Source organism: Isoptericola sp. NPDC055881 (assembly GCF_053615895.1).
On the sequence record NZ_JBSHCR010000032.1, the window covers coordinates 24,216 to 48,325 of the forward strand.

The window sequence follows — 24,110 nt, forward strand, 5'->3', positions numbered from 1 at the left end:
GGGCGCCCGTTCGTGCCGCACCGCCGCGGCGCCCCGAGGAGGACCCGTGGACGTGCCTGCCTTCCGTGACCCCCGCCTGCCCGCGCACGAGCGCGCCCGGGACCTGCTGACCCGGCTCACGGCCGACGAGCGGGTCGCGATGCTCCACCAGCACGCCCCCGCGGTCGACCGGCTCGGCCTGGCGCCGTTCCACACGGGGTGCGAGGCGCTGCACGGCGTCGCCTGGCTCGGCAGGGCGACCGTCTTCCCGCAGCCCGTGGGGCTCGCCGCCACGTGGGACGCCGACCTGCTGCGGCGGGTCGGGGACGCCGTCGCGAGCGAGGTGCGCGCCAAGCACCGCGACGACCCGTCGGTGAGCCTCAACGTGTGGGCACCCGTGGTGAACACGCTGCGGCACCCCGGCTGGGGTCGCAACGAGGAGGGGTTCTCCGAGGACCCGCACCTCACCGCCCACCTGGCGACCGCGTACGCCGCGGGGCTGCGCGGCGAGCACGAGCGGGTGTGGAAGACGGTCCCGACGCTCAAGCACTTCCTCGCCTACAACAACGAGACGGACCGCTCGTCGACCAGCTCGAACCTCACCCCTCGCACCCTGCACGAGGAGGAGCTCCCCGCCTTCCGCGGGCCGGTCGAGGCGGGCGTCGCCGGAGCGGTGATGCCCTCCTACAACCAGGTCAACGGCGTTCCCGCGCACCTGCAGGCGGAGCTCTTCGACGAGCTGCGGTCCTGGGCGCCCGGCTCCGTCGCCCTCGTCTCGGACGCCGCGGCGCCCGCGTTCCTCGTGACCCTGCAGCAGGCCGCCACCGACCGGGCGGCGGGCGACGCGGCGATGGTGCGCGCCGGCGTCGACTCGTTCACGGACGACGACGCCGACCGCGCGCCCACCGTCCGGCGGATCGAGGAGGCATTGGCCCGGGGGCTGCTCGCCATGGACGACGTCGACCGCGCCGTCCTGCGGATCCTCGAGCTCCGCGTGTGCACGGGCGAGCTGGACGGCCCGCACGACCCGTACGCCGGGACCGGGGAGATCGACCCGCCCGAGCACCGGCGGCTGGCCCGGGAGGCGGCGGCCCGAGCGGTCGTCGTCCTGCGCAACGACGCCGCGGTGCTGCCGCTCGCGGCACCGGGCTCGGTCGCCGTCGTCGGCCCGCTCGCGGACCCCGTCCTGACGGACTGGTACTCCGGCACGCCGCCCTACGCGGTCACGCCTGCGGACGGGCTCCGCGACGCGCTCGGCGCCGACCGGGTGGAGGTCGCGACCGGGGCCGACGTGGTGGCCCTGCGAGCCGTCGGCACCGGGCGCTACGTCACCGTCTCGGCGGACGGGACGAGGGTCGCCGCGTCCGCCGAGGAGGCGGGCAAGGACACCCGCCTGGAGGTCACCGACTGGGGCGACGGCGTGCTGACGTTGCGCTCGACGGCGTCCGGCCGGCTGCTGACCGGTGCGGCGTGGCCGCTGCGGGCCGACGCCGACCGCGTGGGCGGCTGGGAGGTGCAGGAGAGCTTCCGCCGGCTGGTGCACCCGGACGGCTCGTGGTCGCTGCTGCACCTGGGGTCCGGCCGCTGGGTGCGGGTGCAGCGGGACACCGGCGTGCTCTGCGCCGAGGGGCGCACGGCCGAGGACGCCGCCCGGTTCGTGCCGCGCGTGCTGGACGCGGGGCTCGCGCGCGTGGCCGAGGTGGCCGGGCGGTGCGACGCCGTCGTGGTCGCCGTCGGGAACGACCCCCACCTGGGCGGCCGGGAGACGCAGGACCGCCCGCACCTGCTGCTCCCCGAGGCCGCCGTCGAGGTGTGGCGGGCCGCCGTGGGCGCCAACCCGCGCGCCGTCCTGACGATCGTGTCGAGCTACCCCTACGTGCTCGGGCCCGGATCACAGGACGCCGGCACGGTGGTCTGGAGCAGCCACGGCGGTCAGGAGCTCGGCCACGGACTGGCCGACGTGCTGACCGGCGCGGTCGAGCCGACGGGCCGGCTGGCGCAGACCTGGCCGGCACGGCCCGAGCAGGCGGGCGACCTCTTCGACTACGACACGCGCCGCCAGCAGGTCACCTACCGCCACCTGCCGGAAGGCGAGAGCGGCGCGCCCGCGTTCGCCTTCGGCCACGGCCTGACCTACGCCCCCGTGACCTACACGGGCCTCGACCTGACGCACCGCGCCGTGCCCGCTCCGGAGCCGACGCGCGACCACCCGCCCCTGCACCCGTCCGACCCCGCGGGCCCGGACGTGGTCACCGCCCGCGTGAGCGTGCGCAACGACGGCGACCGTCCGGCCGACGAGCTCGTGCAGGTCTACTCCCTCGGCGGCCCGGCTGCCACGCCGGTCCGGCTGCTGCTCGGCTACCGGCGCGTGCGGGTCGCCCCGGGCGAGGAGGCCGCCGTCGACGTCCCCTTCGACGTCTCCCGCCTGGCCGTGTGGGAGCAGGGCGCCACGGCGGGGATGCTCGACGGCGTCCTGCGCGTCCCGCCGGGCGCGTACACGCTGGCGGCCGGGCCGTCGAGCGTCGACCTTCCGGCCCGGCACCGGCTCACGGTCGAGGCACCGGACGAGGAGGTCGCGCCATGAGGATCGACCCCGACAGCCGCGGGGTGCAGGGCCTGACCACGTTCATCCTGTTCGTGGTCCTCAACGTCCTGTACCTCCTGGCGTGCCTGCCGGTGGTGACCGTCGGTGCGGCGACGAGCGCCCTGCTCGAGGTGACGCTCCGGTACGCCGACGACGAGCGCGGCCATCTCGTGCGCGGGTTCGTCGTCGCCCTGCGACGCAACGCCTGGCGCGGGACGGCGGCGCTCGCGGCGCTCGGGCTCCCGGCGGCCATGCTCGTCTTCAGCGGCGTCTTCTGGCTCTCCATGACCGGCGTGCCCAGCGCCGTGGCCGGGGCGTTCGCGCTCCTGGGCGCCTGCTACCTGCTGGCGGCCCTGCTGTACGCGCTCGCCCTCGTGGCCTGGTTCGACGCGCCTCTGCGCCGCACCCTGCGCAACGCTCTCCTGCTGCCGCTGGCGGAGCCGGCACGCACGCTGGGTCTCGTGCTCCTGCCGGTGGGCGCGGCCTGCGTCGCCGCCGTGCTGCCCCAGACGCTCTTCCTCGCCGGCACGATCGGGTTCTCCTTCGGGGCCTACGTCTGCGCGTTCCTGCTGCACGGGGTGTTCCGCCGCCGGCAGGCCCATCCCGCCGAGCTCGAGCCGGTGAGCCCGCACTCGGGGCAGTGACCCTGGGCAGGCACGACGAAGGGCTCGGGCGTGCTGCCCGAGCCCTTCGCCGTCACTGCTCAGCCGTCACTGCTGACGGTGGGTCACCCGAACTCCTTCGCGACGGCGGCACGAGCGTCGTCCTGCGCCTTGGCGTTCGCCATGTCGAACTCGAGGACCTTGGCGTACCCGAGACCCTCCACCGTCTGCTGCATCCCCTGGAGCAGCGAGTCGAACTCCGCCTGATCCTTGGCGAAGACCATCTTCCACGAGTGCTCGATGATGGCTGCCTTGACCTGGCTGCGGATCGCCTCGATCTCGGAGCTGTCCGCCGGGGCGGCGAAGCTCGAGCCCGGGGCCACGACGACCTGGTCGTTCTTCTGCAGGTAGTCCATGGTCGAGGTCGGGTCGCCCATGTGCGACGACCAGTCGTCGGTCACCGGGTTGCTGGTCGTCTTCTGGTAGCTCGGCCAGTACTTGTAGCTGTACGGGTAGCCCGTGTCGGGGTTCTCGTCGATCGGGAGCACCGTGGAGACGTTCAGCGTGGAGACGCCGTCCTTGTACGTGCCGCCGCCCCACTCGGCGGGCACGTCGGCACCGCCCTCGAGGATCGCCTTGGTGCCGAAGTCGGTGAGCACGGGGGCGCCGTCGTCGCCCTTCTCCCAGGTGAGGCCCTCCGGGCCCGCGGCGCCCTGGGTCTCCGACGCGCTGGCCAGGACACCCTCGGGGGAGTACAACCAGTCGACGAACGCGGCCAGGCGGGCCGGGTCCTCCGCCTTGGAGCCGATGCCGATGATCTGCTTGCCGCCGTACACCTCGGCGCCGTAGGAGAAGATCCGCTGGTCGGCCATCGGGGCGAGCTCGAAGCCCTTGCCGTCCGCCATGTTCTGCTCGGTGTTGTACGCGGACTGGCCGAGCCACGGCCACCACGACAGCAGCACCTGGCCGTTCTGGTACTTCGAGAACATCGTGTCGTAGTTCTGCGTGGTGGACTCCGGGTCCACGAGGCCGAGCTGGTTGGCGTCGAAGTAGAACTTCAGCGCCCGCACGTACTGCGAGTCGCTGTCCACGATGCTCTGGTAGTCGGAGCCGTCGGCCTTCGCGAGGACGAAGCCCATCTCGTCGTACCCGTAGAGGGTCGCGGGCTGCTTCGCCGTGACCATCATGTTGCCGTCCCAGTCCTTGAAGAGCGAGATGGCGTGGACGGGCTTGCCGTCCTCGGTCTGCGGGTGCGCGTCCTGCATGGTCTTCAGCACCGGCAGGAGGTCCTCGAGCGTGCCGATCTCGGGGTAGCCGGCGTCGGCGTACAGGTCCCAGCGCAGGTACGGGCCGAACGTGGGGTCGATGCCCTCGGACGACTCCGTCGGCTTGAGGGAGGAGACCGACGTCGGGAATCCGTAGACGCCGTCCTTGCCCTCGTTGAGGTGCTGGACCGCAGGGTCGTACGTCGCGACGTTCTTCATCGACCCGTAGTAGTCGGAGGCGTCCAGCAGCAGGCCGCCCTCGACGAGCTCGTCCATCTGCTGACCCTTGTCGACGACGACGAGGTCACCCAGCTCTCCGCCCGAGACGCGGGTGTTGTAGAGGGTGTCACCGCCGCCCGCGACGTTGGGAGCGATGATGTTGAGCTCCATGTTGAACTTGTCCTTGACGATCTTGCCGAACCACCCGCCCTGGATCCCCATGTAGTTGGCCAGGCCGTCGTAGACGTCCACGGTGATCGGGTCGGCCTTCGACCAGTCCTGGTCGATGCTGACCGGGCCCGACGTGTCGTCGGTCCCTGAGGCCGTGCAGGCCGCCAGCGACAGCGCCCCGAGGACCGGGACCACCACCATGGCGACGGATCTCCTGAGTTTCATGACACCCCTTCGTGCGCGACGAGACGCGGTCAGCCCTTGACCGCGCCGAGCATGATTCCCTTGACGAAGTACCGCTGGAACAGCGGGTAGATGAAGACGATCGGCAGCACCACGAGCACCGCGACCGTCATGCGGATCGACGTCGGCGTCTGCGTGGTGGCGGCCGACGCGATGGCCCCGAGGTTTCCCTGGGCGTTCTGCGCGGCCTGCGCCAGGCTGCTCGCCTGGTTCGTGTACGTGTAGAGCAGGTACTGCAGCGAGTAGAGCTTCTGGTCGGTGATGTACAGCAGCGTGTCCTGGAACGAGTTCCACTGGGCCACGGCCGTGAAGATCGCCACGGTGGCGAGGATCGGCGTCATGTTCGGCAGGATGATCCGGAAGAAGATCCGGATGGTGCCGGCGCCGTCGATCTCGGCCGCCTCCTGCAGCGACCGCGGCATCGACTCGACGTACGTCTTGACGAGGATGATGTTGAACGGCTGCACGATCGCCGGGAGGATGTACACCCAGAACGAGTTGGTGAGCCCCAGCGTCTTCATCGTGATGTACATGGGGATGAGACCCGCGCTGAAGTACATCGTGAAGATGACGAGGCGGTACCACAGGGAGCGCTTCCACATCCGCTCCTGCGTGAACATGAAGCCCAGGAACGCCGAGGCCAGGACCGTGCACCCCGTGCCGATGACGGTGCGCGCCACCGACACGACGGTGGCCGCGGTGAGGCCGTTCAGCTGCAGGATCTGGGTGTAGTTCGACAGGTGCAGCCCCTCGGGCCACAGCCGGACGTCGCCCAGGGCGCTCACGTCGTTGGCGCTGATCGAGTTGATGATCAGGAAGTAGAACGGGTAGGCGCACAGGAGTGCGAAGAGCAGGAACCCGGCGTAGTTCACGACCGCGAAGGGGATGTCCCCTCGGGTGCGCCGGAAGACAGGGCTGGTGGTCGGCATGTCACGTCCTCCGGTCAGATGATCGACGTGCCGCGGGCGCGCTTGGCGATCGCGTTGGCGGTGACGAGGAGCAGGACGGACACCACGCTCTTGAGCATGCCCAGCGCCGTCGCCATGGACAGGCTGTTGCCCGTGATCCCGATGTTGTAGACGTACAGGTCCAGCACCTGGATGTGCTCCTTGTTGAAGGCGTTCTGGAACACGTAGTACTGCTCCATCCCGTTGTTGAGCATGTTCGCCACGGACAGCACGAGCAGGACCACGTACGTGGGCATGAGCTGCGGGAAGGTGATGTACCGCATCAGCTGGAACCGTCCGGCGCCGTCGATGCGGGCGGACTCGTACAACGCGGGGTCGATCGACGAGATGGCGGCGAGGTACATGATCGCGCCCCACCCGAGCCCCTTCCACAGGCTCCAGAGCAGCATCGTGAGCCACACGTGCTCGCCCGTGTCGAGGAACTTGATCGGCGTGGTGATCAGGCCCCAGTCGTGCAGCACCGAGTTGACGAGGCCCGAGGTGGAGAACAGCGAGAACGCGATCATGTAGACGAGCACCCACGAGATGAAGTTCGGGAGCGTCGTCAGGGTCTGCACGGCGTTCTTGAACCACGGGGCGCGGATCTCGTTGAGGAGCATCGCGAAGAACACCGGCAGCAGGGAGGTGGCGATGCCCAGGAAGCTCATGGCGAGCGTGTTCGCCATGACCTGCCCGATCTGCTGGAGCTGCGTGGGGGAGGACACGAGCATCCGGAACCACTGCAGCCCGACGAACTCGCTGCCCCCGAGGCCCAGCGCGGGCTTGTAGTCGAAGAAGGCGGTCGCCCAGCCGGCGAGCGGCAGGTACGAGAACACGAGGACGAGGAGCAGGAACGGGAGGATGACGAGGAACATCGTCCGGGAGGGCTTGGTGCCCGCCCGTCGCACGGGCCCCGCGGGCCGCCCCTCGTCGTCGCGCCCTGGCTGCCGGTCTGGGTCCGGTGCTGCGGTGGCGGCGGCGCCGTCGAGCAGCGGCGCTCCCTGGGTGAGGCTCACCTGTCACTCCCTCGTGATGGTCTCGCGCTTCCCGGTGTGGCGCAGGCCACGTCGAAGCGCTTCGAATAAATATCATTCCGAGCGGGCGCGGCGCAATGGTTGTCCGTCGATGAGTGCACGGAGATTCGACGCGTACCGAGTCGATGCGATTCGACGACACCGTGCCGCGGGGGCGGAGGTGAGGGTGCGGTGGACGGGCGCCAGGCGCCCGGGGCTCAGGCGGCGGTCGGGCGCGGAGCGGTGCTGGCGCGCGGGGTCAGCACGGGGGCGATGAGCCGCGTCTCGGCCGGCTGACCGCCGTCGAGACGTGCCACGACCATGTCCACGGCCACCCCGCCGATGAGCTCGCCGGGGATGTCGATGCTGGTCAGCGGGATGCGCTGGGCGACAGCCACGTCCGTCGGGCAGATGGCCACGACGGCGACGTCGCCCGGCACGTCCCGCCCCCGCTCGGCCAGGCGGGCGAGGACGTGGGGGAGCGCGCGCTCGTTGTGGACCACCAGGCCGGTGGTCCGGGGGGCGTCGTCGAGCACCGCGTCCACGGCGCGGCGCGCCCCGTCCGGCGTGGGCTCGCAGGGCACCACGTCGTGGGCCAGCCCCGCCTCCGTGCACGCGCTGCGGAAGCCGCGCACCACGCGGTCGGCGTACGACGTGTGCCGGTCGAGGACCTCCGGCGGCGAGCCGATGAGCGCCACCTGACGGTGGCCGTCGTCAGCGAGCCGACGGGCGCCGAGCCGGCCGACCGCCTCGAAGTCCAGGTCCACGCAGCTCAGCCCCGCCGGGTCGCGCGGGAGCCCGATGAGCACCGTCGGCTGCCGCAGCGACTGCAGGACCGTCAGTCGCGGGTCGTCGGCCTCGACGTCCATGACGATGATGGCGTCGACCATGGAGCCGGCAGCCACCCGCTCGATGCCGCCGGAGTCGTCCTGGGTCAGCAGCAGCACGTCGTGGTCCACGTCGCGGGCATGCGTGGCGACGCCGGTGACGAACTGCATGATGACGGACACGTCGACGCCCGAGCGCAGCGGCGCCACGAGCCCGATGACGTTGGTGCGGGACGACGCGAGCGCGCGCGCCCCGGCGTGCGGGCGGTAGCCGAGGGTCGCGATCGCCTGCTCGACCCGGCGGCGCGTCGGTGCGGAGATCGAGCGCTTGCCCGAGAGCACGTACGAGACGGTCGACGCCGAGACTCCCGCCGCCTTCGCGACGTCCTCGATGGTGGCCACGGCTAGCTCCTGGGTGCGGTAGGGACGGCAGCGCCCGCGACCGGCAGGTCGCGGGCCACGTCGAGGATCACGGTAGCGCCCGCGCGGACCCGCACGAGGACACCGGTGCCGTCGGCGCCCTCCGTGTCGCCCCGGTGCACGACGACGTCCAGGGCGCGACCGGCGGGCGCACGCAGGTGCGCCCCGGTGAGCACGCCGTCGCGCCAGTCGAGGTCGACCTCCGCCCCGCCCCGGGCGCGCAGGCCGGTGACTGCGCCGTCGGGCCATGCGGCGGGCAGGGCGGGCAGGAGGTCCAGCCGGACCCGCCCGTCCGCGCGCCGGTGCGACTGCAGCAGCATCTCCGCCACGCCCGCCGTGAGGCCGAGGTTGCCGTCCAGCTGGAACGGCGGGTGAGCGCTGAACAGGTTGGGGTAGAGACCGCCGCGGTGCCGTCCGCCGGAGTCGTCGGCCGGCCGCAGGGCCAGCAGGACCTGGTCGTGGGCGCGCCCGCCCTGCCCCAGCCGGGCCCACAGGGCGATGCGCCAGGCGAGCGACCAGCCGGTCGACTCCCGGCCGCGCAGCTCCAGGCTGCGGGCGGCGGCGCGCGCCAGGCCAGGAGTCGTGACCGGGTCGAGCGTGCCGAGCGGGAACAGCCCCACGAGGTGGGACAGGTGCCGGTGCTCCGGCTCCGCCTCGACAACCTCGCGGTCCCACTCCAGGAGCTCGCCGCGGGACCCGACGGCCGGGTCGGGCAGCGCGGCCACGGCCGCCTCGAGGGGCGCGAGCCACGGTGCGTCCGCGTCGGCGAGCCCCAGCGCGGCCGCCGCCTCTCGGCAGCCGGAGGCGAGCGCGCGCAGGAGCGCGACGTCCATGGCCGTGCTGGTCGCGACCGCGGCCGGGTCGCCGTCCGGCGCGACGTACCGGTTCTCCGGGGACGTGGACGGGCTGGTCCAGGCGCGTACCCGGGTGCTGCTCCTTGCGGTCTGCACCCAGTCGAGCGCGAACTCGCCCGCCCCGCGCAGCGCCGGCCAGGCGGCCCGCAGTGCCTCGTAGTCCCCCGTGAACCGGTGGTGCTCCACGACGTGCTCGGCGAGCCACGTGCCGCCCAGCGCCCACGCGGACCACTGGGCCGCGCCCTGGCCGTGGCCCACCGGCGCGGCGTGGCCCCAGGCGTCCGAGTTGTGGTGCGCCACCCAGCCGGCGGCGCCGTACAGGTCTCGCGCGACCGCGGCGCCAGGCCCCGCCGCCAGCCGTCGCACGAAGTCCAGCAGCGGCTCCTGGCACTCCGCCAGCCCGGTCGTCCCGGCCGCCCAGTACGCCATCTGCAGGTTGATGTTCAGGGTGTACGCGCTGCTCCACGGGCCCGGCAGCCAGGGGTTCCACAGGCCCTGCAGGGTGGCGGGGAGGCCCCCTGGGCGCGACGACGACAGCAGCAGGTAACGCCCGTGATGGAACGCGAGGGCCGCGAGCCCCGGGTCGGGGCGGTCGAGGGCGGCGGTCACGCGGCGGGCGGCGGGCAGCGTCGCCGCGCCGGCGGGCGAGGGCAGGTCGAGGTGCACGCGTCCGTAGAGCCGTGCGTGCTCGGCGACGTGGGAGGCCCGGAGGCGCTCGCGGAGCGCGCCGGCGTCCGCGGGGCCGCCATCGTCCGCGGCGAGGTCGAGCTGCGCCGAGAGCCGCTGGGTGGCGGGCGCCCCCGACTCGCCGCCCGGGTCGGTGGGCGGGTCGGTCGTCGCGGTCGCGACCAGCAGCACGTGGGTGCGCGCGGCGCCGGTGCGCAGCGTGCCGTCGACGACCGTCGCGTCGGGGTCCGCGGGGGCGGCCACGGCGACGAGGCCCGTCCGGCCGTCCGCGGCGTAGCGGATCGTGCCTTCCGGGTGGTGCGTCGGCGGGACGTCGACCGGCAGGTCGACCGCGCGGACGAGCGTCGCAGGGGCGGCCGGGGCCGGGGCGGAGGACGCCCGCAGCAGGCTGTCGACGCGGACGGCGAGGCGTACGGGCCGCTCGGCGCGGACGGTGTGCACCAGCGGTCCGCCGCGGGAGTCCGCCCAGGTCTCCTGGACGACGGTGCCCGCGACCGGGTGCTCCCACGTGTGGGTCGCGACGCCCGTGCGCAGGTCCAGCTCCCGTCGGCCGGCGGAGCGGGCGCGCGGGGTCGGCCCGTCGCCCGGCCCCTCGTCGTCGGACGTGACCGCGACGTCCGCCTCGGCGAGCGGGAGGTACGCCTGCGCCCACGGGGTCTGGGTGTCGGCGAGCAGCGCCTCGGCGGTGCGCACGTCGCCGGCGGCGACGGCCGCACGCACGCGGGCGAGGTGCTCGGGACCGCGGGCGCGGGCGCCGGCCAGCGGGTCGGCGGGGGCGGTCCCGGACCACGCCGTCCCGTCGTTGAGCCACAGGTGCTCGACGCCCGCCCGCCCCGCGCACATCGCGCCGCGGTGCCCGTTGCCCACCGGATAGGCCTCGACCCACCGGGTCGCGCTGCGGTCGTCGTGCAGGACGTGCGTCGTCGCAGGGAGGTCCTCCATGGGAGGAGAGTAGTGGGCGCGAGAAACGTTTCGACAGCGCAGAGGTGAGCGCGAGGCCGCGTCTGCCAGGCGGTGAGCGGTGGCCTTGACGTTCGCCGGGCCCGGGGACGATACTCACCGTCGAAGCGCTTCGATGATCCATCGACGGATCGTCGACGGCGCCTCGTCGCGGCGGGCACGACCACCGGAGCCGCGGCGAAGGATCTCGACGAGGAGGACCCCATGCTGCACCGCGCGCGCACCGCCCAGGCGGTCGCCCTGATCGCCGCGTCGACCCTGACGCTGACCGCCTGCGTCGGCGGCGGGGGAGCCGGGGGCGGGACCGCCTCCGGCGGTGGCGACACCGACGACAAGACCCTGACCATCTGGCACTACGAGAACGACGACTCTGCCATGGGGCAGGCCTGGGCCAAGGCGATCGAGATCTTCGAGGACGAGCACCCCGACGTCACGGTCGACGTCGAGAAGCAGACGTTCGAGCAGATCCAGAAGAACGCGAAGATCGTCCTCACCGGGGACGACGTCCCGGACGTCATGGAGTACAACAAGGGCAACGCGACGGCGGGCCAGCTCGCGGCCCAGGGCCTGATCGCCCCGCTCACCGACGCCGCGGAGGAGGACGGCTGGGCGGACAAGCTCTCCGGCTCGCTGCAGACGACGGCGCGCTACGACAAGAACGGCCTCATGGGCTCCGGCGACTGGTACGGGGTGCCCAACTACGGCGAGTTCGTCGGCGTCTACTACAACAAGAAGATGTTCGAGAAGGCGGGCCTCGAGGTGCCGACCACGCTCGACGAGCTCGAGGACGTCATGAAGGCGTTCAAGGACGACGGCGTCACGCCGCTCGCCGAGGCCGGTGCGGAGTACCCGCTGGGCCAGCTCTGGTACGAGCTCGTGCTCGCGAACGCCGACCGCGACCTGGTCGACCAGTACCAGCTCTTCGACGGCGACGTCGACTTCCACGGACCCGAGATGACGGCCGCCACCCAGCAGCTCGACGAGTGGATCAAGGACGGCTACGTCGCGTCCGACTCCGCCGGGCTCACCGCCGAGGACATGGGCGTCGCGTTCATGAAGGGCGACTACCCGATGATGGTCTCCGGGTCCTGGTGGTTCGGCCGGGTCGCCGCCGAGATGAAGGACGACTGGGGACAGTTCAACTTCCCGGGCAACACGCTGCAGGTCGGCTCGTCCGGCAACCTGTGGGTGGTCCCGACGAACGCCGACTCGCCGTCCCTCGCCACCGAGTTCATCGACACGACGCTGCGACCCGAGGTGCAGGACGTGCTCGCGCAGGCCGGCGGGCTGCCGGTCGCCGGCGACGCGTCGACCATCACGGACGAGCGCACGCGCGAGCTCACCGAGAACTTCCAGACGATCCTCGACGACGACGGCCTGGCCTTCTACCCCGACTGGCCGGTGCCGGGCTACTACGACACGATCGTCAGCCAGCTGCAGTCGCTGGTGAACCAGTCGAAGACCCCCGACCAGGTGCTCGACGGTCTCGAGTCGGCCTACACGGACGGCAAGGCCGACCTGCTCGGCGAGTGACGACATGACGGCCACCACGACCGCCCCGGCGGCGCGCCGCCCCGCGCGCGCCCGCCGCCGGCGCGGCACCTCCCTGCCCTACCTGGTCTACCTGCTGCCCGGTGCGGCGCTCTTCGTCCTCGTCATCGGGTACCCCCTGGTGACCAACGTGTACATCAGCCTCTTCTCCTGGCGCGGCGGGCTGGCCCCGCTCACCTGGGTGGGCCTCGACAACTACGCCGAGCTCTGGCACGACGCCGCCTTCTGGACGTCGTTCGAGAACTCGATCGCGATGATCGTCGCGATGGTGCTGGTGCCGACGGCGATCGGCCTGCTGCTCGCGGCGGTGCTGTTCGACTACCTCGGACGCCGCTTCGGCGCCCGGACGGCCGCCGTCCTGCGCGCCACGTACTACCTGCCGCAGATCCTGCCCGTCGCGGTCGCGGGCGTGCTGTGGAACTGGATCCTCAACGCTCAGACGGGCGCGCTCAACGAGATCCTGCGCTCCCTCGGCGTGGCGGACCCGCCCAACTGGCTGGGCGACCCGAGCACCGCCCTGCCCAGCGTCATGCTCGTGCTGATCTGGGTGCAGATCGGCTACCCCGTCGTGATCTTCATGGCCGCGCTCCAGCGGGTGGACCCCGAGCTCTACGAGGCCGCGGAGCTGGACGGCGCCGGCTGGTGGCGGCGGTTCCGCGCCATCACGATCCCGCAGATCCGCCCCGAGACGTTCGTCGTGACGCTGACCTGCACGGTCGCGGCGCTCAAGGTGTTCGGGCCGATCTACGTGCTCACGCGCGGCGGACCGGAGAGCTCCACGCTGGTGCCCAGCTACTACTCGTACCTCAACTTCTTCGACAAGTCGCGGGTCGGCTACGGCGCAGCCGTCGCGACCGTGCTCACGGTGGTGATCGTCGTGGTGGCCGTCGTCATCCTCGCGCTGCAGTCGCGCGCCGAGCGGGCCGAGGAGGTGGGGCGCTGATGGCCGCGACCGTCCAGGCACCGCCGTCCGGCCGTGCCACGAGCCAGGGGCCACGACCGCCGACGCCGCGCGAGCGCAGCCGGCACCGCCGAGGTGCCGCGCGCTGGTTCGTGCTGGCCGGCGCCGTCGTCGTCGCCCTGCTCGTGCTGGCTCCGTTGCTCGTCATGCTGCTCAACGCGTTCAAGTCCCCCGAGGACTACACGCAGCACGGGCCGCTCAGCCTGCCGAGCAGCCTCTACCTCGACGGCCTCGTGAACTTCTGGCAGCGCACCGAGTTCCCGGTGAAGCTGTGGAACTCGTTCTTCATCTCGGCCGTGGTGGCGGTGGCCGGGTGCGTGCTGTCGCTGCTCAACGCGTACGCGATCGGCGTCGGCCGGATCCGCGGCCGCATGGTCGTCGTGCTGCTCTTCCTGCTGGCGAACATGCTGCCGCAGGAGGCGCTCGTCTACCCGCTCTTCGACATGGCCCGGCAGGTGGGGCTGTCGAACTCGCAGTGGTCGGTGATCATCATCTTCACGGTGATCCAGTCCGCCTTCGGCACGTACCTGCTCGCCTCGGTGCTCGGCACGTTCCCGCCGGCGCTGCTCGAGGCCGCGGCGCTCGACGGGGCGGGTCGCTGGCGGATCCTGTGGCAGGTGGTGTTCCCGATCGTGCGCCCCACCCTCATGGTGCTGATGATCTTCTTCTTCATCTGGACGTGGAACGAGTTCTTCATCCCGCTGGTCATGCTCACCACGCACGACACGCAGACGGTCCCGATCGCGCTCGCGTCGCTCCAGGGCGACCGGATGATGGACGCCCCGACGACCAACGCGGGCGCGCTCGTCTCGCTCGTCCCTGCCCTCGTCTTCTTCCTGATCTTCCAGCGCACCCTCACCCGCGGCGTCACCGCCGGCGCGGTCAAGTGAGCGCCCCGACCCTCGTGCGGCGAGCCCCCGGGCCGTCCGCCATCATCGAACCCGACAGCACGAAGTGGGTGCAGCCCTGATGAAGTTCACCGACGGCTACTGGCAGACCCGCCGCGGCATCGAGCCGTTGTACGCGGTCGAGGTCGACGACGTCCGCGTCGACGAGGCCACCGGAAGCATGACCGTCTACGCGCCGACCGCGCCCGTCCGCCGCCGGGGGGACACCCTCAACCGGCCGATGCTCACCGTCACGTACTCCTCGCCCGCCCCCGGGGTGGTCAAGGTCCGGGTGGAGCACTTCGCGGGCGCGGCGCACCGCGGGCCGGAGTTCGCCGTCACGCCCGAGCCGGGCTTCCGGCCCGTGGTGAAGGTCGACGACACCACCGGGGTGCTGGAGACGGGCGGGCTGTCGGTGCGGGTGCACCGCGGCGCCGGCTGGCACGTCGACTTCGAGCACGACGGGCGGGTGCTCACCTCCAGCCTGCCGAAGTCGGTGGGCGCGATGACCGCGACGTCCGGCCCGGACGCGGGCGGCGCCTGGGTGCACGAGCAGCTCACGCTCGACCCGGGGGAGCACGTCTACGGGCTGGGGGAGCGGTTCGGACCGTTCGTGAAGAACGGCCAGTCGGTCGACGTCTGGAACGAGGACGGCGGCACGTCCAGCGAGCAGGCGTACAAGAACGTCCCGCTGTACCTCACCAGCAAGGGGTACGGGGTGTTCGTCGCGCACCCGGAGCGGGTGTCGCTCGAGGTCGCCTCCGAGGTGAACACCCGCGTCCAGCTCTCGGTGGAGGGCCAGGCGCTGGAGTACTACGTCATCGCCGGCCCGACGCCGAAGGATGTGCTGCGCCGGTACACCGCCCTCACCGGCCGGCCGGCACGCGTGCCCGCCTGGTCCTACGGGCCGTGGCTGTCGACGTCGTTCACCACGGACTACGACGAGGCCACCGTGACCGGCTTCGTCGACGGGATGGCCGAGCGCGGGCTGCCGCTCAGCGTCTTCCACTTCGACTGCTTCTGGATGCGCGAGTACCAGTGGTGCGACTTCGAGTGGGACCCCCGCGTCTTCCCCGACCCGGAGGGCATGCTCGCCCGCCTCCACGAGCGCGGCCTCAAGGTGAGCGTCTGGATCAACCCCTACATCGGGCAGCGGTCGCCCCTGTTCGCGGAGGGCCGGGCCAAGGGCTACCTGCTGCGCACCACCGACGGCGGCGTCTGGCAGTGGGACCTGTGGCAGGCGGGCATGGCGCTGGTCGACTTCACCAACCCCGAGGCGACCGCCTGGTACCTCGGTCACCTCGAGCGGCTCCTCGACCAGGGCGTCGACGCGTTCAAGACCGACTTCGGCGAGCGCATCCCCGTCGACGGCGTCGTCTGGCACGACGGGTCCGACCCCCGCAAGATGCACAACTACTACGCCGAGCTCTACAACGAGGCCGTGTTCGGCCTGCTGGAGCGCCGCCGCGGGCGCGGCGAGGCCGTGGTCTTCGCCCGGTCGGCGACGGCCGGCGGCCAGCAGTTCCCCGTGCACTGGGGCGGGGACTGCGACTCGACCTACGCCTCGATGGCGGAGTCCCTGCGCGGCGGCCTCTCCCTCGCCCTGTCGGGCTTCGGCTACTGGAGCCACGACATCGGCGGGTTCGAGGGCACGCCCGACGCCGCGGTGTTCAAGCGGTGGCTCGCCTTCGGGCTGCTGTCCAGCCACTCCCGCTTCCACGGCTCGTCGTCGTACCGGGTGCCGTGGGCCTTCGACGACGAGGCGGTGGACGTCGCGCGCCGCTTCAGCCACCTCAAGATGTCGCTCATGCCCTACCTCGCCGCGGCCGGGGAGCAGGCGCACACCGACGGCACGCCGATCATGCGGCCGATGGTGCTGGAGTTCCCCGCCGACCGGGGCACCTACGGCGTGGACATGCAGTACATGCTCGGTGGCTCGCTCCTCGTGGCCCCCGTGTTCACCGCGGACGGCACCGTCGAGTACTACGTGCCCGAAGGGACGTGGACCAGGCTGCTCGACGGCGCGGACGGCGGGCACGACGCCACGGTGACCGGGCCGCGCTGGGTCACCGAGACCCACGGCGTCGACTCGCTGCCCGTGCTCGTGCGGCCCGGCACCGTCCTGCCCGTGGGCGCGCGCACGGACCGCCCCGACTACGCCTGGGCCGACGACGTCGAGCTGCGCCTCGTCCAGCTGCCCGACGGCTACGACGAGGTCACGGCCGTGCCGACCGGCGGCCCCGACGGCGCGGCGGCCCGGTTCCGCGTGCGCCGGACCGGCGACGAGATCGTCGTCACGACCGACGACGCGCCCGGCGGCTGGAGCGCCCGGGTCGACGGCCGCGTCGCCACCTCCACCGGACCCGGAGAGCTGAGGATCACGCTGTGAACGCACGGACCTTTCCTGCCGACTTCCTGTGGGGCACGGCCACGGCCGCCTACCAGATCGAGGGTGCCGCGACCGAGGGTGGCCGCGGGCCGTCGATCTGGGACACCTACTCCCACACACCGGGCCGCACCCAGGGCGGTGACACCGGAGACGTCGCGTGCGACCACTACCACCGCTGGGCCGAGGACGTGGACCACCTCGACCGGCTCGGTGTGGACGCGTACCGGCTGTCGATCTCGTGGCCGCGGGTGCAGCCGGGCGGCAGCGGGCCGCTCAACCCCGAGGGCGTCGCGTTCTACCGGCGTCTCCTGCAGGCCCTGCGCGACCGTGGCATCCGCCCGTACGTCACGCTGTACCACTGGGACCTGCCGCAGGAGCTCGAGGACGCCGGGGGCTGGACGGACCGGCGCACGTCGGAGGCGTTCGCGAAGTACGCCCGGCACATGGCGACCGAGCTCGGTGACCTCGTCGACGCCTGGACCACCCTCAACGAGCCCTGGTGCTCGGCCTACCTCGGCTACGGCTCGGGCGTGCACGCGCCCGGGCGCACCGAGCCCGCCGCGGCGCTCGCCGCCGTGCACCACCTCAACCTCGCGCACGGCCTGGCCGCGCGGGCGATCCGCGAGGTGCTGCCGGGCGCCCAGGTGTCGGTCACGCTGAACCTGCACGCGATCCGGCCGGCCGACGCGTCGTCCGCGGCCGACGCCGAGGCCGTCCGGACCATCGACGCGCTCGCCAACCGCGCGTTCCTCGGCCCGATGCTCGACGGCGCGTACCCGCAGGACCTGCTGGCGGGCACGGCCCACGTCTCCGACTGGTCGTTCGTGCACGACGGCGACCTCGAGCTGGTCCGCCAGCCCCTGGACGTGCTCGGCGTCAACTACTACTCCACCGTCACGGTGCGGCACTTCGCGGGCGACGGCGAACGGTCCGAGAACGACGGGCACGGCGCGTCCGGCCACAGCCCGTGGATCGGCGTCACCGACGTCGAGTTCGTCGAGCAGCCCGGCCCGTACACCGCGATGGGCTGGAACATCGAGCCGTCGGGGCTCACCGACCTGCTGGTCGGGCTGCACCGCACCTACCCGGACCTGCCGCTCGCCGTCACCGAGAACGGCGCGGCGTTCGACGACGAGCTCGTCCTCGACGGCGGCGTGCGCCGCGTGCACGACGACCGTCGCGTCGCCTACCTGCACGACCACGTCGAGGCCCTCGGCGTGGCCCGGGACGCGGGCGCGGACGTGCGCGGGTACTTCGCCTGGTCGCTCATGGACAACTTCGAGTGGGGCTACGGCTACTCCCGCCGGTTCGGCATCCTGCACGTGGACTACCCGACCGGGGAGCGCACGTGGAAGGACTCGGCTCACTGGTACCGCCGGCTCGTGACGTCCGGCGAGCTGCCGCCGGTCGACGCCGTCGCCCCCTGGTCGCCCGGGCGCTAGCGTGCGGGCATGACCGCCCGGCCACCCGTCTCCTCGTCCGTCCCCGTACCCGACTCGTCCGACGCTGCCCGCTCCGACCTCACCCGGTTCGACGACGCCCTCCGGCGCCGCGCCCAGGAGGCCCGGGTGCCAGCCCTGTCCGCCGCGGTGGGCCGGGCCGGCGAGCTCGTGTGGGCCGGCACCGCGGGGTGGGCGCCTGCCGGCCCGGCCACGGTGTTCCGCGTCGGGTCGATCAGCAAGCCGATGACGGCGGTGGCCGTGCTGCGGCTGGCCGCCGCGGGCCGGCTGGGGCTGAACGACCCGGTGGGGCGGCACGTGCCGGACGCGCCCGTCCCCGACGCCACCGTCGCGCACCTGCTCACGCACACCTCCGGGCTGCCCGCCGAGCCGCCCGGGCCCTGGTGGGAGCGGCACGGCGCGGGAACCTGGGACGAGCTGGTCGCGTCCGGCCCGGAGCCGCAGCGAGAGCCGGGCGAGCGGTTCCACTACTCCAACGTGGGCTACGCCGTGCTGGGCAGGCTCCTCGAGCTGGCGCACGGCCGCCCGTGGGACGCGGTGCTGCGCGACGAGGTCTGGGCGCCGCTGGGCATGGACCGCACCGGACGTACGCCCGCCCCGGACGCGGCCGTCGGGTACGCGGTGCACCCGCACGCGGACGCCGTGCTCGTCGAGCCGGTCGCGACCTACGGCGCGATGGGCCCGGCCGGGGAGGTGTGGTCGACCCCGGCCGACCTGGTGCGCTTCGGGTCGTGGCTGGTCGGTGCCGGCCGGGGGGAGGGAGCCGAGGGTGCCGGGGACGGCGTGCTCTCGCGGGAGTGGCGACGGCGCATGACGACCCCGCGCGCCGTGGTCGACGACGACGGGCGGCCGTTCACCGCCGCCTGGGGGCTGGGGGTCTCCGTGCACCACACCGGCGCCGGGGCCGGGCGGCGGACGGTCGGCCACGGCGGGAGCGTGCCGGGGTTCACCGCCACGGTGCGCGCAGACCCTGCGACGGGGGACGTCGTCGCCGTGTGCGGCAGCTCGACGGCGGGGTTCGGGGACGCCTCCTTCCTGGAGGAGCTGCTCGGCGACCTGCCCGCCCCCGCGGTCGGCCCGCGGGTCGAGCCGGTGGACGACCCGGCCGTGCTCGCGCTCACGGGCACCTGGTACTGGGGCCCGATGGCCTACACCCTGGCGAGGCGTGGCGACGGGCGCCTGGAGCTGAGCGCCGACGGCGGCCGCAGCACCGTCTTCGGGCGGACGCAGGACGGCGGCTGGACGGGCGTGGAGGGTGGCTACTGGCTGGGGGAGCGGCTGCGCGTCGTGGCGCCGGGCACTCCCGCGGAGGCCCTCGACGTCGGCACGTTCCACCTCACCCGCGCGCCGTACGCCCCCGCCACCGCGGTGCCGGGCGGTCTCGACCCGCGGGGCTGGCAGGCGCCGGGGCGGGAGACCGGCCGCGGGTGACGGCGGCTGCCCGTCCGCTGTGGGACACGCCACCACACGCGACACGCCGACGATCCGGGCGAGTTCGCGACCCGATCCGAGCCTCGAATGTCCGTTCTGCCCGGCCCGCGGCGGGTGCGGGATGGGCCGGTGCCCTGGCGTCGGCCGGCACGCGGTGCGCGACCGCGTCGCGCACATGCTGTGGACACCCGTCGCCCACCGCCTGTGGACATCGGGGCGGGAACCGCACGGTGCTGCGGACGGAGGCGCACAGGCGGTGGGGACGGAGACCCCGGGACCCTGTGGACGAGGGATGTCAGACCCTCGTGGAAGGCTGTCGACAGGGTCGCCGGACGAGGGGCGTTCGATGAATGACACGGATGTCAACCACAAGATGTCGGTCCCGCGCGCGCCCCAACCACTAGGTGTAGTGTTTGGAGCACGCGGGGCGCACAGCCCTTCGAACAAAGCACACGGGCGTAGTTCCGCGGGCGTCATCCCTGGTCCAGGCCCCTCTCGGGCCCACCGAGGGGACCGGCTCGCAGGGCCGCAGCACGGGTCGGACCAAGCCCCCCGGCGGGGGAGCGCAGAGAGGGAGAGACACATGAGCATCACGGTCTACAGCAAGCCGGCCTGCGTGCAGTGCGACGCGACCTACCGCGCCCTCGACCGCAAGGGCGTCGAGTACACGGTGGTCGACATCACGCAGGACGCCGAGGCGCTCGAGATGGTGCGTGGGCTCGGCTACCTGCAGGCCCCGGTCGTCGTCGCCGGCGACACGCACTGGTCGGGTTTCCGCCCCGACCAGATCGCCGCGGTCGCGGCGCAGCAGGCCGTCTCGGCCTGACGCCGGTCTCGACACTCGCGGGCCGCTCGCGGCCCGCACCCCACACACGGCCGGCGCCCCGGGCTTCGATCCCGACCCGGGGCGCCGTGCGTCTTCGACGCCGCAGCGCACCGGTCGGGCAGCAGCATCCGGGGGGAGGCTGACCATGAGTTCTCTCGTCTACTTCTCGAGCGTGTCGGAGAACACCCACCGGTTCGTCCGACGCCTCGAGCTCGAGGAGCTCGGCATGTCCGTGCACCGGATCCCGGTGCACAAGTCGGACGGATTTCTCACGGTGACCGAGCCCTACGTGCTCATGGTCCCGACCTACGGCGGGGGCAACGAGGGAGGCGCCGTGCCACGGCGCGTGCGCGAGTTCCTCAACGACCCGCACAACCGGTCGCTCGTCCGCGGCGTCATCGCCGCGGGGAACACCAACTTCGGCGCTGCGTACTGCATCGCCGGCGACATCATCTCCGCGAAGTGCCAGGTGCCCTACCTGTACGCCTTCGAACTCCTGGGGACGGCTGAGGACGCCGCGCGCGTCCGTGACGGATTGGGACGATTTTGGCAACGACAGTCACTGATCTCGGCGTGAGCTCGACGGCCGCCCCGGAGGTCGCGGGGGCCATCCCCGTGCCGCTGCAGGGCGTGCAGCTGGACTACCACGCGCTCAACGCGATGCTGAACCTGTACGGACCGGACGGCAAGATCCAGTTCGACAAGGACCGCGAGGCCACCACGGCCTACTTCCAGCAGCACGTGGTGCCGAACACGATCCAGTTCGAGACGCTCGACGCGAAGCTCGACTACCTGGTCGAGAACAAGTACTACGACCCGACGGTCCTGGAGAAGTACTCGCGGACGTTCGTCAAGGAGCTGTTCCAGCTCGCGTACTCGAAGGACTTCCAGTTCGAGTCGTTCCTCGGCGCGTTCAAGTACTACACGTCGTACACGCTGAAGACGTTCGACGGGAAGAAGTACCTCGAGCGCTTCGAGGACCGCGTGTCGATGGTCGCGCTCGGGCTCGCCGACGGCGACGAGCAGGTCGCGCGCGACATCGTCGACGAGGTCGTCTCGGGCCGCTTCCAGCCCGCGACGCCGACGTTCCTCAACGTGGGCAAGGCGCAGCGCGGCGAGCCCGTCTCCTGCTTCCTGCTGCGCATCGAGGACAACATGGAGTCCATCGCGCGCGGCATCAACTCGGCCCTGCAGCTGTCGAAGCGCGGGGGCGGCGTGGCGCTGCTGCTGAGCAACATCCGCGAGCACGGCGCGCCGATCAAGCACATCCAGAACCAGTCGTCCGGCGTCATCCCCGTGATGAAGCTGCTCGAGGACTCGTTCTCGTACGCGAACCAGCTCGGCGCGCGCCAGGGCGCGGGCGCGGTGTACCTGCACGCGCACCACCCGGACATCATGCGGTTCCTCGACACCAAGCGGGAGAACGCGGACGAGAAGATCCGCATCAAGACCCTCTCGCTGGGCGTCGTGATCCCGGACATCACGTTCGAGCTGGCCAAGCAGAACGCGGACATGCACCTCTTCAGCCCGTACGACGTCGAGCGTGTCTACGGCAAGCCGTTCGCCGACGTCTCCATCTCGGAGAAGTACGACGAGCTGGTCGCCGACGACCGCATCACGAAGACCACGATCAAGGCCCGCGACTTCTTCCAGACGATCGCCGAGCTGCAGTTCGAGTCCGGGTACCCGTACGTGATGTTCGAGGACACGGTCAACAAGGCCAACCCGATCAAGGGCCGCATCACCCACTCGAACCTCTGCTCGGAGATCCTCCAGGTCTCGACGCCGTCGACGTTCCACGAGGACCTGTCCTACGACCACGTCGGCCGGGACATCTCCTGCAACCTCGGCTCGCTGAACATCGCGAAGACGATGGACTCGCCGGACTTCGCCAAGACGATCGACACCGCGATCCGGGCGCTGACCGCCGTCTCCGACCAGACCAGCATCGAGTCGGTCCCGTCGATCCGGCACGCCAACGAGCTCGGCCACGCCATCGGTCTCGGGCAGATGAACCTGCACGGCTACCTCGCCCGCGAGCGGATCTACTACGGCTCCGACGAGGGCGTCGACTTCACGAACCTGTACTTCTACACCGTCGCCTACCACGCGATCGCGGCGTCGAACCGCCTCGCGATCGAGCGGGGCAAGGCGTTCGGCGGGTTCGAGGACTCCAAGTACGCCACCGGCGAGTACTTCGACAAGTACACCGACGGCGAGTGGAAGCCGGCGACCGAGCGTGTCGCGCAGCTCTTCGCGGAGGCCGGCGTCGCCATCCCGACGCAGGACGACTGGCGCGCGCTCAAGGCCTCGGTCATGGAGCACGGCATCTACAACCAGAACCTGCAGGCCGTGCCGCCCACCGGGTCGATCAGCTATATCAACAACTCGACGTCGTCGATCCACCCCGTGCCCGCCAAGATCGAGATCCGCAAGGAGGGCAAGCTCGGCCGCGTGTACTACCCGGCGCCGTACATGACGAACGACAACCTGGACTACTACCAGGACGCGTACGAGATCGGCTACGAGAAGATCATCGACACGTACGCCGCGGCCACGCAGCACGTCGACCAGGGCCTGTCCCTGACGCTGTTCTTCCCCGACACCGTGACGACGCGCGACGTCAACCGCGCGCAGATCTACGCCTGGCGCAAGGGGATCAAGACGCTGTACTACATCCGTCTCCGCCAGATGGCCCTCGAGGGCACGGAGATCGAGGGCTGCGTCAGCTGCATGCTGTGAGTGCTCTGAGCAATTATCGGGAATTCGGGGAAGAGAAGAAGATGGCGCCCACGGGGAAGCTCAAGCTCATCGATCGCGTGACCGCGATCAACTGGAACCGGCTGCAGGACGAGAAGGACCTCGAGGTCTGGGACCGTCTGGTCGGCAACTTCTGGCTGCCGGAGAAGGTGCCGGTCTCGAACGACATCCAGTCGTGGCACACGCTCAACGACGCCGAGCGGCTGATGACCACCCGCGTCTTCACCGGCCTCACGCTGCTGGACACGATCCAGGGCACCGTCGGCGCGGTGTCGCTGATCCCGGACGCGCTGACGCCGCACGAGGAGGCGGTGTACACCAACATCGCGTTCATGGAGTCGGTGCACGCCAAGAGCTACTCGTCGATCTTCTCGACGCTGATCTCGACGCGGGAGATCGACGACGCCTTCGCCTGGTCGGAGGAGAACGCGAACCTCCAGCGCAAGGCCGAGATCGTGCTCGACTACTACCGGGGCGACGACCCGCTGAAGCGCAAGGTCGCCTCGACGATGCTCGAGTCGTTCCTGTTCTACTCCGGCTTCTACGCGCCGATGTACTGGTCCAGCCGCGCCAAGCTCACCAACACGGCCGACCTGATCCGCCTCATCATCCGCGACGAGGCCGTGCACGGGTACTACATCGGCTACAAGTACCAGAAGGGCCTGGCGCAGGTTAGCCAGGCCGAGCAGGACGAGCTCAAGGCCTACACCTTCGAGCTGCTCTTCGAGCTGTACGAGAACGAGGTCGAGTACACCGACGCCCTGTACGGCGAGCTCGGCCTCACCGAGGACGTCAAGGCGTTCCTGCGGTACAACGCCAACAAGGCCCTGATGAACCTGGGCTACGAGGCGCTGTTCCCCAAGGAGGACACGGCGGTCAACCCGGCCATCCTCGCCGCGCTGTCCCCGAACGCCGACGAGAACCACGACTTCTTCTCCGGCTCGGGCTCGTCCTACGTCATCGGCAAGGCCGTGGCCACCGAGGACGACGACTGGGACTTCTGACCCACCCGGCGCTGCCGAACAGGCGGGTTGGGCCCAAAAGATTACGAAGAACCGGGGGCACCCCCCGTTG

Annotated in this window: 17 protein-coding genes; 12 read left to right on the plus strand and 5 right to left on the minus strand. The window is 71.6% G+C overall.

All coding sequences use genetic code 11. The features are described 5' to 3' along the window. The first annotated feature begins 46 nt into the window (after positions 1-46). Together ACWGKI_RS11595 and ACWGKI_RS11600 are read left to right on the plus strand one after the other, a co-directional pair. Positions 47-2,563: a beta-glucosidase gene (locus ACWGKI_RS11595; RefSeq protein WP_452187105.1), complete on the plus strand. Its 2,517-nt coding sequence runs from the start codon at positions 47-49 to the stop codon at positions 2,561-2,563. Next, entirely contained in the window at positions 2,560-3,207 is a 648-nt protein-coding gene (locus ACWGKI_RS11600; RefSeq protein ID WP_452187107.1) for a DUF624 domain-containing protein, read from the plus strand. Before ACWGKI_RS11595 ends, ACWGKI_RS11600 begins: the two co-directional genes overlap by 4 nt. Positions 3,208-3,290: 83 nt before the next feature. Here ACWGKI_RS11600 and ACWGKI_RS11605 read toward each other — a convergent pair whose 3' ends face one another. From ACWGKI_RS11605 to ACWGKI_RS11625, 5 genes are all read right to left on the minus strand, one after another. Beyond that, on the minus strand, positions 3,291-5,045 hold the full coding sequence (locus ACWGKI_RS11605; protein ID WP_452187109.1) for an ABC transporter substrate-binding protein: 1,755 nt from the start codon (positions 5,043-5,045) through the stop codon (positions 3,291-3,293). A 29-nt stretch (positions 5,046-5,074) separates the two neighbouring features. Continuing rightward, positions 5,075-5,992: a carbohydrate ABC transporter permease gene (locus tag ACWGKI_RS11610; RefSeq protein ID WP_380243433.1), complete on the minus strand. Its 918-nt coding sequence runs from the start codon at positions 5,990-5,992 to the stop codon at positions 5,075-5,077. Between the two features lie 14 nt (positions 5,993-6,006). Beyond that, positions 6,007-7,026 (minus strand): ABC transporter permease, encoded by a 1,020-nt coding sequence (locus tag ACWGKI_RS11615; RefSeq protein ID WP_380243432.1) that lies wholly within the window; start codon positions 7,024-7,026, stop codon positions 6,007-6,009. 215 nt (positions 7,027-7,241) lie between these two features. Continuing rightward, positions 7,242-8,252: a LacI family DNA-binding transcriptional regulator gene (locus tag ACWGKI_RS11620; RefSeq protein WP_380243431.1), complete on the minus strand. Its 1,011-nt coding sequence runs from the start codon at positions 8,250-8,252 to the stop codon at positions 7,242-7,244. Positions 8,253-8,254: 2 nt separating this feature from the next. Then, a complete protein-coding gene (locus tag ACWGKI_RS11625) occupies positions 8,255-10,753 on the minus strand; it encodes a glycosyl hydrolase family 95 catalytic domain-containing protein (protein ID WP_452187112.1) in 2,499 nt (832 codons plus the stop codon). A gap of 222 nt (positions 10,754-10,975) precedes the next feature. Here ACWGKI_RS11625 and ACWGKI_RS11630 point away from each other — a divergent pair, with 222 nt between their 5' ends. The 10 genes from ACWGKI_RS11630 to nrdF all read left to right on the plus strand — a co-directional run bounded on the left by ACWGKI_RS11630 (position 10,976) and on the right by nrdF (position 24,040). Then, complete coding sequence (locus ACWGKI_RS11630; RefSeq protein WP_380243429.1) at positions 10,976-12,304, plus strand: ABC transporter substrate-binding protein; 1,329 nt, start codon at positions 10,976-10,978, stop codon at positions 12,302-12,304. 4 nt (positions 12,305-12,308) lie between these two features. Then, positions 12,309-13,265: a carbohydrate ABC transporter permease gene (locus ACWGKI_RS11635; protein WP_380243428.1), complete on the plus strand. Its 957-nt coding sequence runs from the start codon at positions 12,309-12,311 to the stop codon at positions 13,263-13,265. After that, positions 13,265-14,173, plus strand: a complete 909-nt coding sequence (locus ACWGKI_RS11640; protein WP_380243427.1) for a carbohydrate ABC transporter permease — start codon at positions 13,265-13,267, stop codon at positions 14,171-14,173. Before ACWGKI_RS11635 ends, ACWGKI_RS11640 begins: the two co-directional genes overlap by 1 nt. 79 nt (positions 14,174-14,252) lie before the next feature. Then, positions 14,253-16,559, plus strand: a complete 2,307-nt coding sequence (gene yicI, locus ACWGKI_RS11645; protein WP_452187115.1) for an alpha-xylosidase — start codon at positions 14,253-14,255, stop codon at positions 16,557-16,559. After that, positions 16,556-18,001 carry a GH1 family beta-glucosidase gene (locus tag ACWGKI_RS11650; protein WP_452187116.1) on the plus strand — a complete coding sequence of 482 codons (1,446 nt, stop codon included), beginning with the start codon at positions 16,556-16,558 and terminating at the stop codon, positions 17,999-18,001. Before yicI ends, ACWGKI_RS11650 begins: the two co-directional genes overlap by 4 nt. A gap of 9 nt (positions 18,002-18,010) precedes the next feature. Continuing rightward, complete coding sequence (locus ACWGKI_RS11655; RefSeq protein ID WP_452187118.1) at positions 18,011-19,450, plus strand: serine hydrolase domain-containing protein; 1,440 nt, start codon at positions 18,011-18,013, stop codon at positions 19,448-19,450. A 583-nt stretch (positions 19,451-20,033) separates the two neighbouring features. After that, positions 20,034-20,276: a glutaredoxin-like protein NrdH gene (gene nrdH / locus ACWGKI_RS11660; RefSeq protein ID WP_380243423.1), complete on the plus strand. Its 243-nt coding sequence runs from the start codon at positions 20,034-20,036 to the stop codon at positions 20,274-20,276. Between the two features lie 145 nt (positions 20,277-20,421). Then, positions 20,422-20,853: a class Ib ribonucleoside-diphosphate reductase assembly flavoprotein NrdI gene (nrdI, locus tag ACWGKI_RS11665; protein WP_380245521.1), complete on the plus strand. Its 432-nt coding sequence runs from the start codon at positions 20,422-20,424 to the stop codon at positions 20,851-20,853. A 32-nt stretch (positions 20,854-20,885) separates the two neighbouring features. Then, on the plus strand, positions 20,886-23,018 hold the full coding sequence (nrdE, locus tag ACWGKI_RS11670) for a class 1b ribonucleoside-diphosphate reductase subunit alpha (protein ID WP_452187123.1): 2,133 nt from the start codon (positions 20,886-20,888) through the stop codon (positions 23,016-23,018). 41 nt (positions 23,019-23,059) lie between these two features. Further along, complete coding sequence (gene nrdF / locus ACWGKI_RS11675) at positions 23,060-24,040, plus strand: class 1b ribonucleoside-diphosphate reductase subunit beta (protein WP_380245519.1); 981 nt, start codon at positions 23,060-23,062, stop codon at positions 24,038-24,040. Positions 24,041-24,110: the final 70 nt, after the last annotated feature.

Coding starts and splice junctions, on each gene's coding strand:
- ACWGKI_RS11600 (WP_452187107.1), top strand. CDS start 2,560: ATGAGGATCGACCCCGACAGCCGCGGGGTGCAGGGCCTGACCACGTTC.
- ACWGKI_RS11605 (WP_452187109.1), bottom strand. CDS start 5,045: ATGAAACTCAGGAGATCCGTCGCCATGGTGGTGGTCCCGGTCCTCGGG.
- ACWGKI_RS11610 (WP_380243433.1), bottom strand. CDS start 5,992: ATGCCGACCACCAGCCCTGTCTTCCGGCGCACCCGAGGGGACATCCCC.
- ACWGKI_RS11625 (WP_452187112.1), bottom strand. CDS start 10,753: ATGGAGGACCTCCCTGCGACGACGCACGTCCTGCACGACGACCGCAGC.
- ACWGKI_RS11630 (WP_380243429.1), top strand. CDS start 10,976: ATGCTGCACCGCGCGCGCACCGCCCAGGCGGTCGCCCTGATCGCCGCG.
- ACWGKI_RS11635 (WP_380243428.1), top strand. CDS start 12,309: ATGACGGCCACCACGACCGCCCCGGCGGCGCGCCGCCCCGCGCGCGCC.
- ACWGKI_RS11640 (WP_380243427.1), top strand. CDS start 13,265: ATGGCCGCGACCGTCCAGGCACCGCCGTCCGGCCGTGCCACGAGCCAG.
- yicI (WP_452187115.1), top strand. CDS start 14,253: ATGAAGTTCACCGACGGCTACTGGCAGACCCGCCGCGGCATCGAGCCG.
- ACWGKI_RS11655 (WP_452187118.1), top strand. CDS start 18,011: ATGACCGCCCGGCCACCCGTCTCCTCGTCCGTCCCCGTACCCGACTCG.
- nrdH (WP_380243423.1), top strand. CDS start 20,034: ATGAGCATCACGGTCTACAGCAAGCCGGCCTGCGTGCAGTGCGACGCG.
- nrdI (WP_380245521.1), top strand. CDS start 20,422: ATGAGTTCTCTCGTCTACTTCTCGAGCGTGTCGGAGAACACCCACCGG.
- nrdF (WP_380245519.1), top strand. CDS start 23,060: ATGGCGCCCACGGGGAAGCTCAAGCTCATCGATCGCGTGACCGCGATC.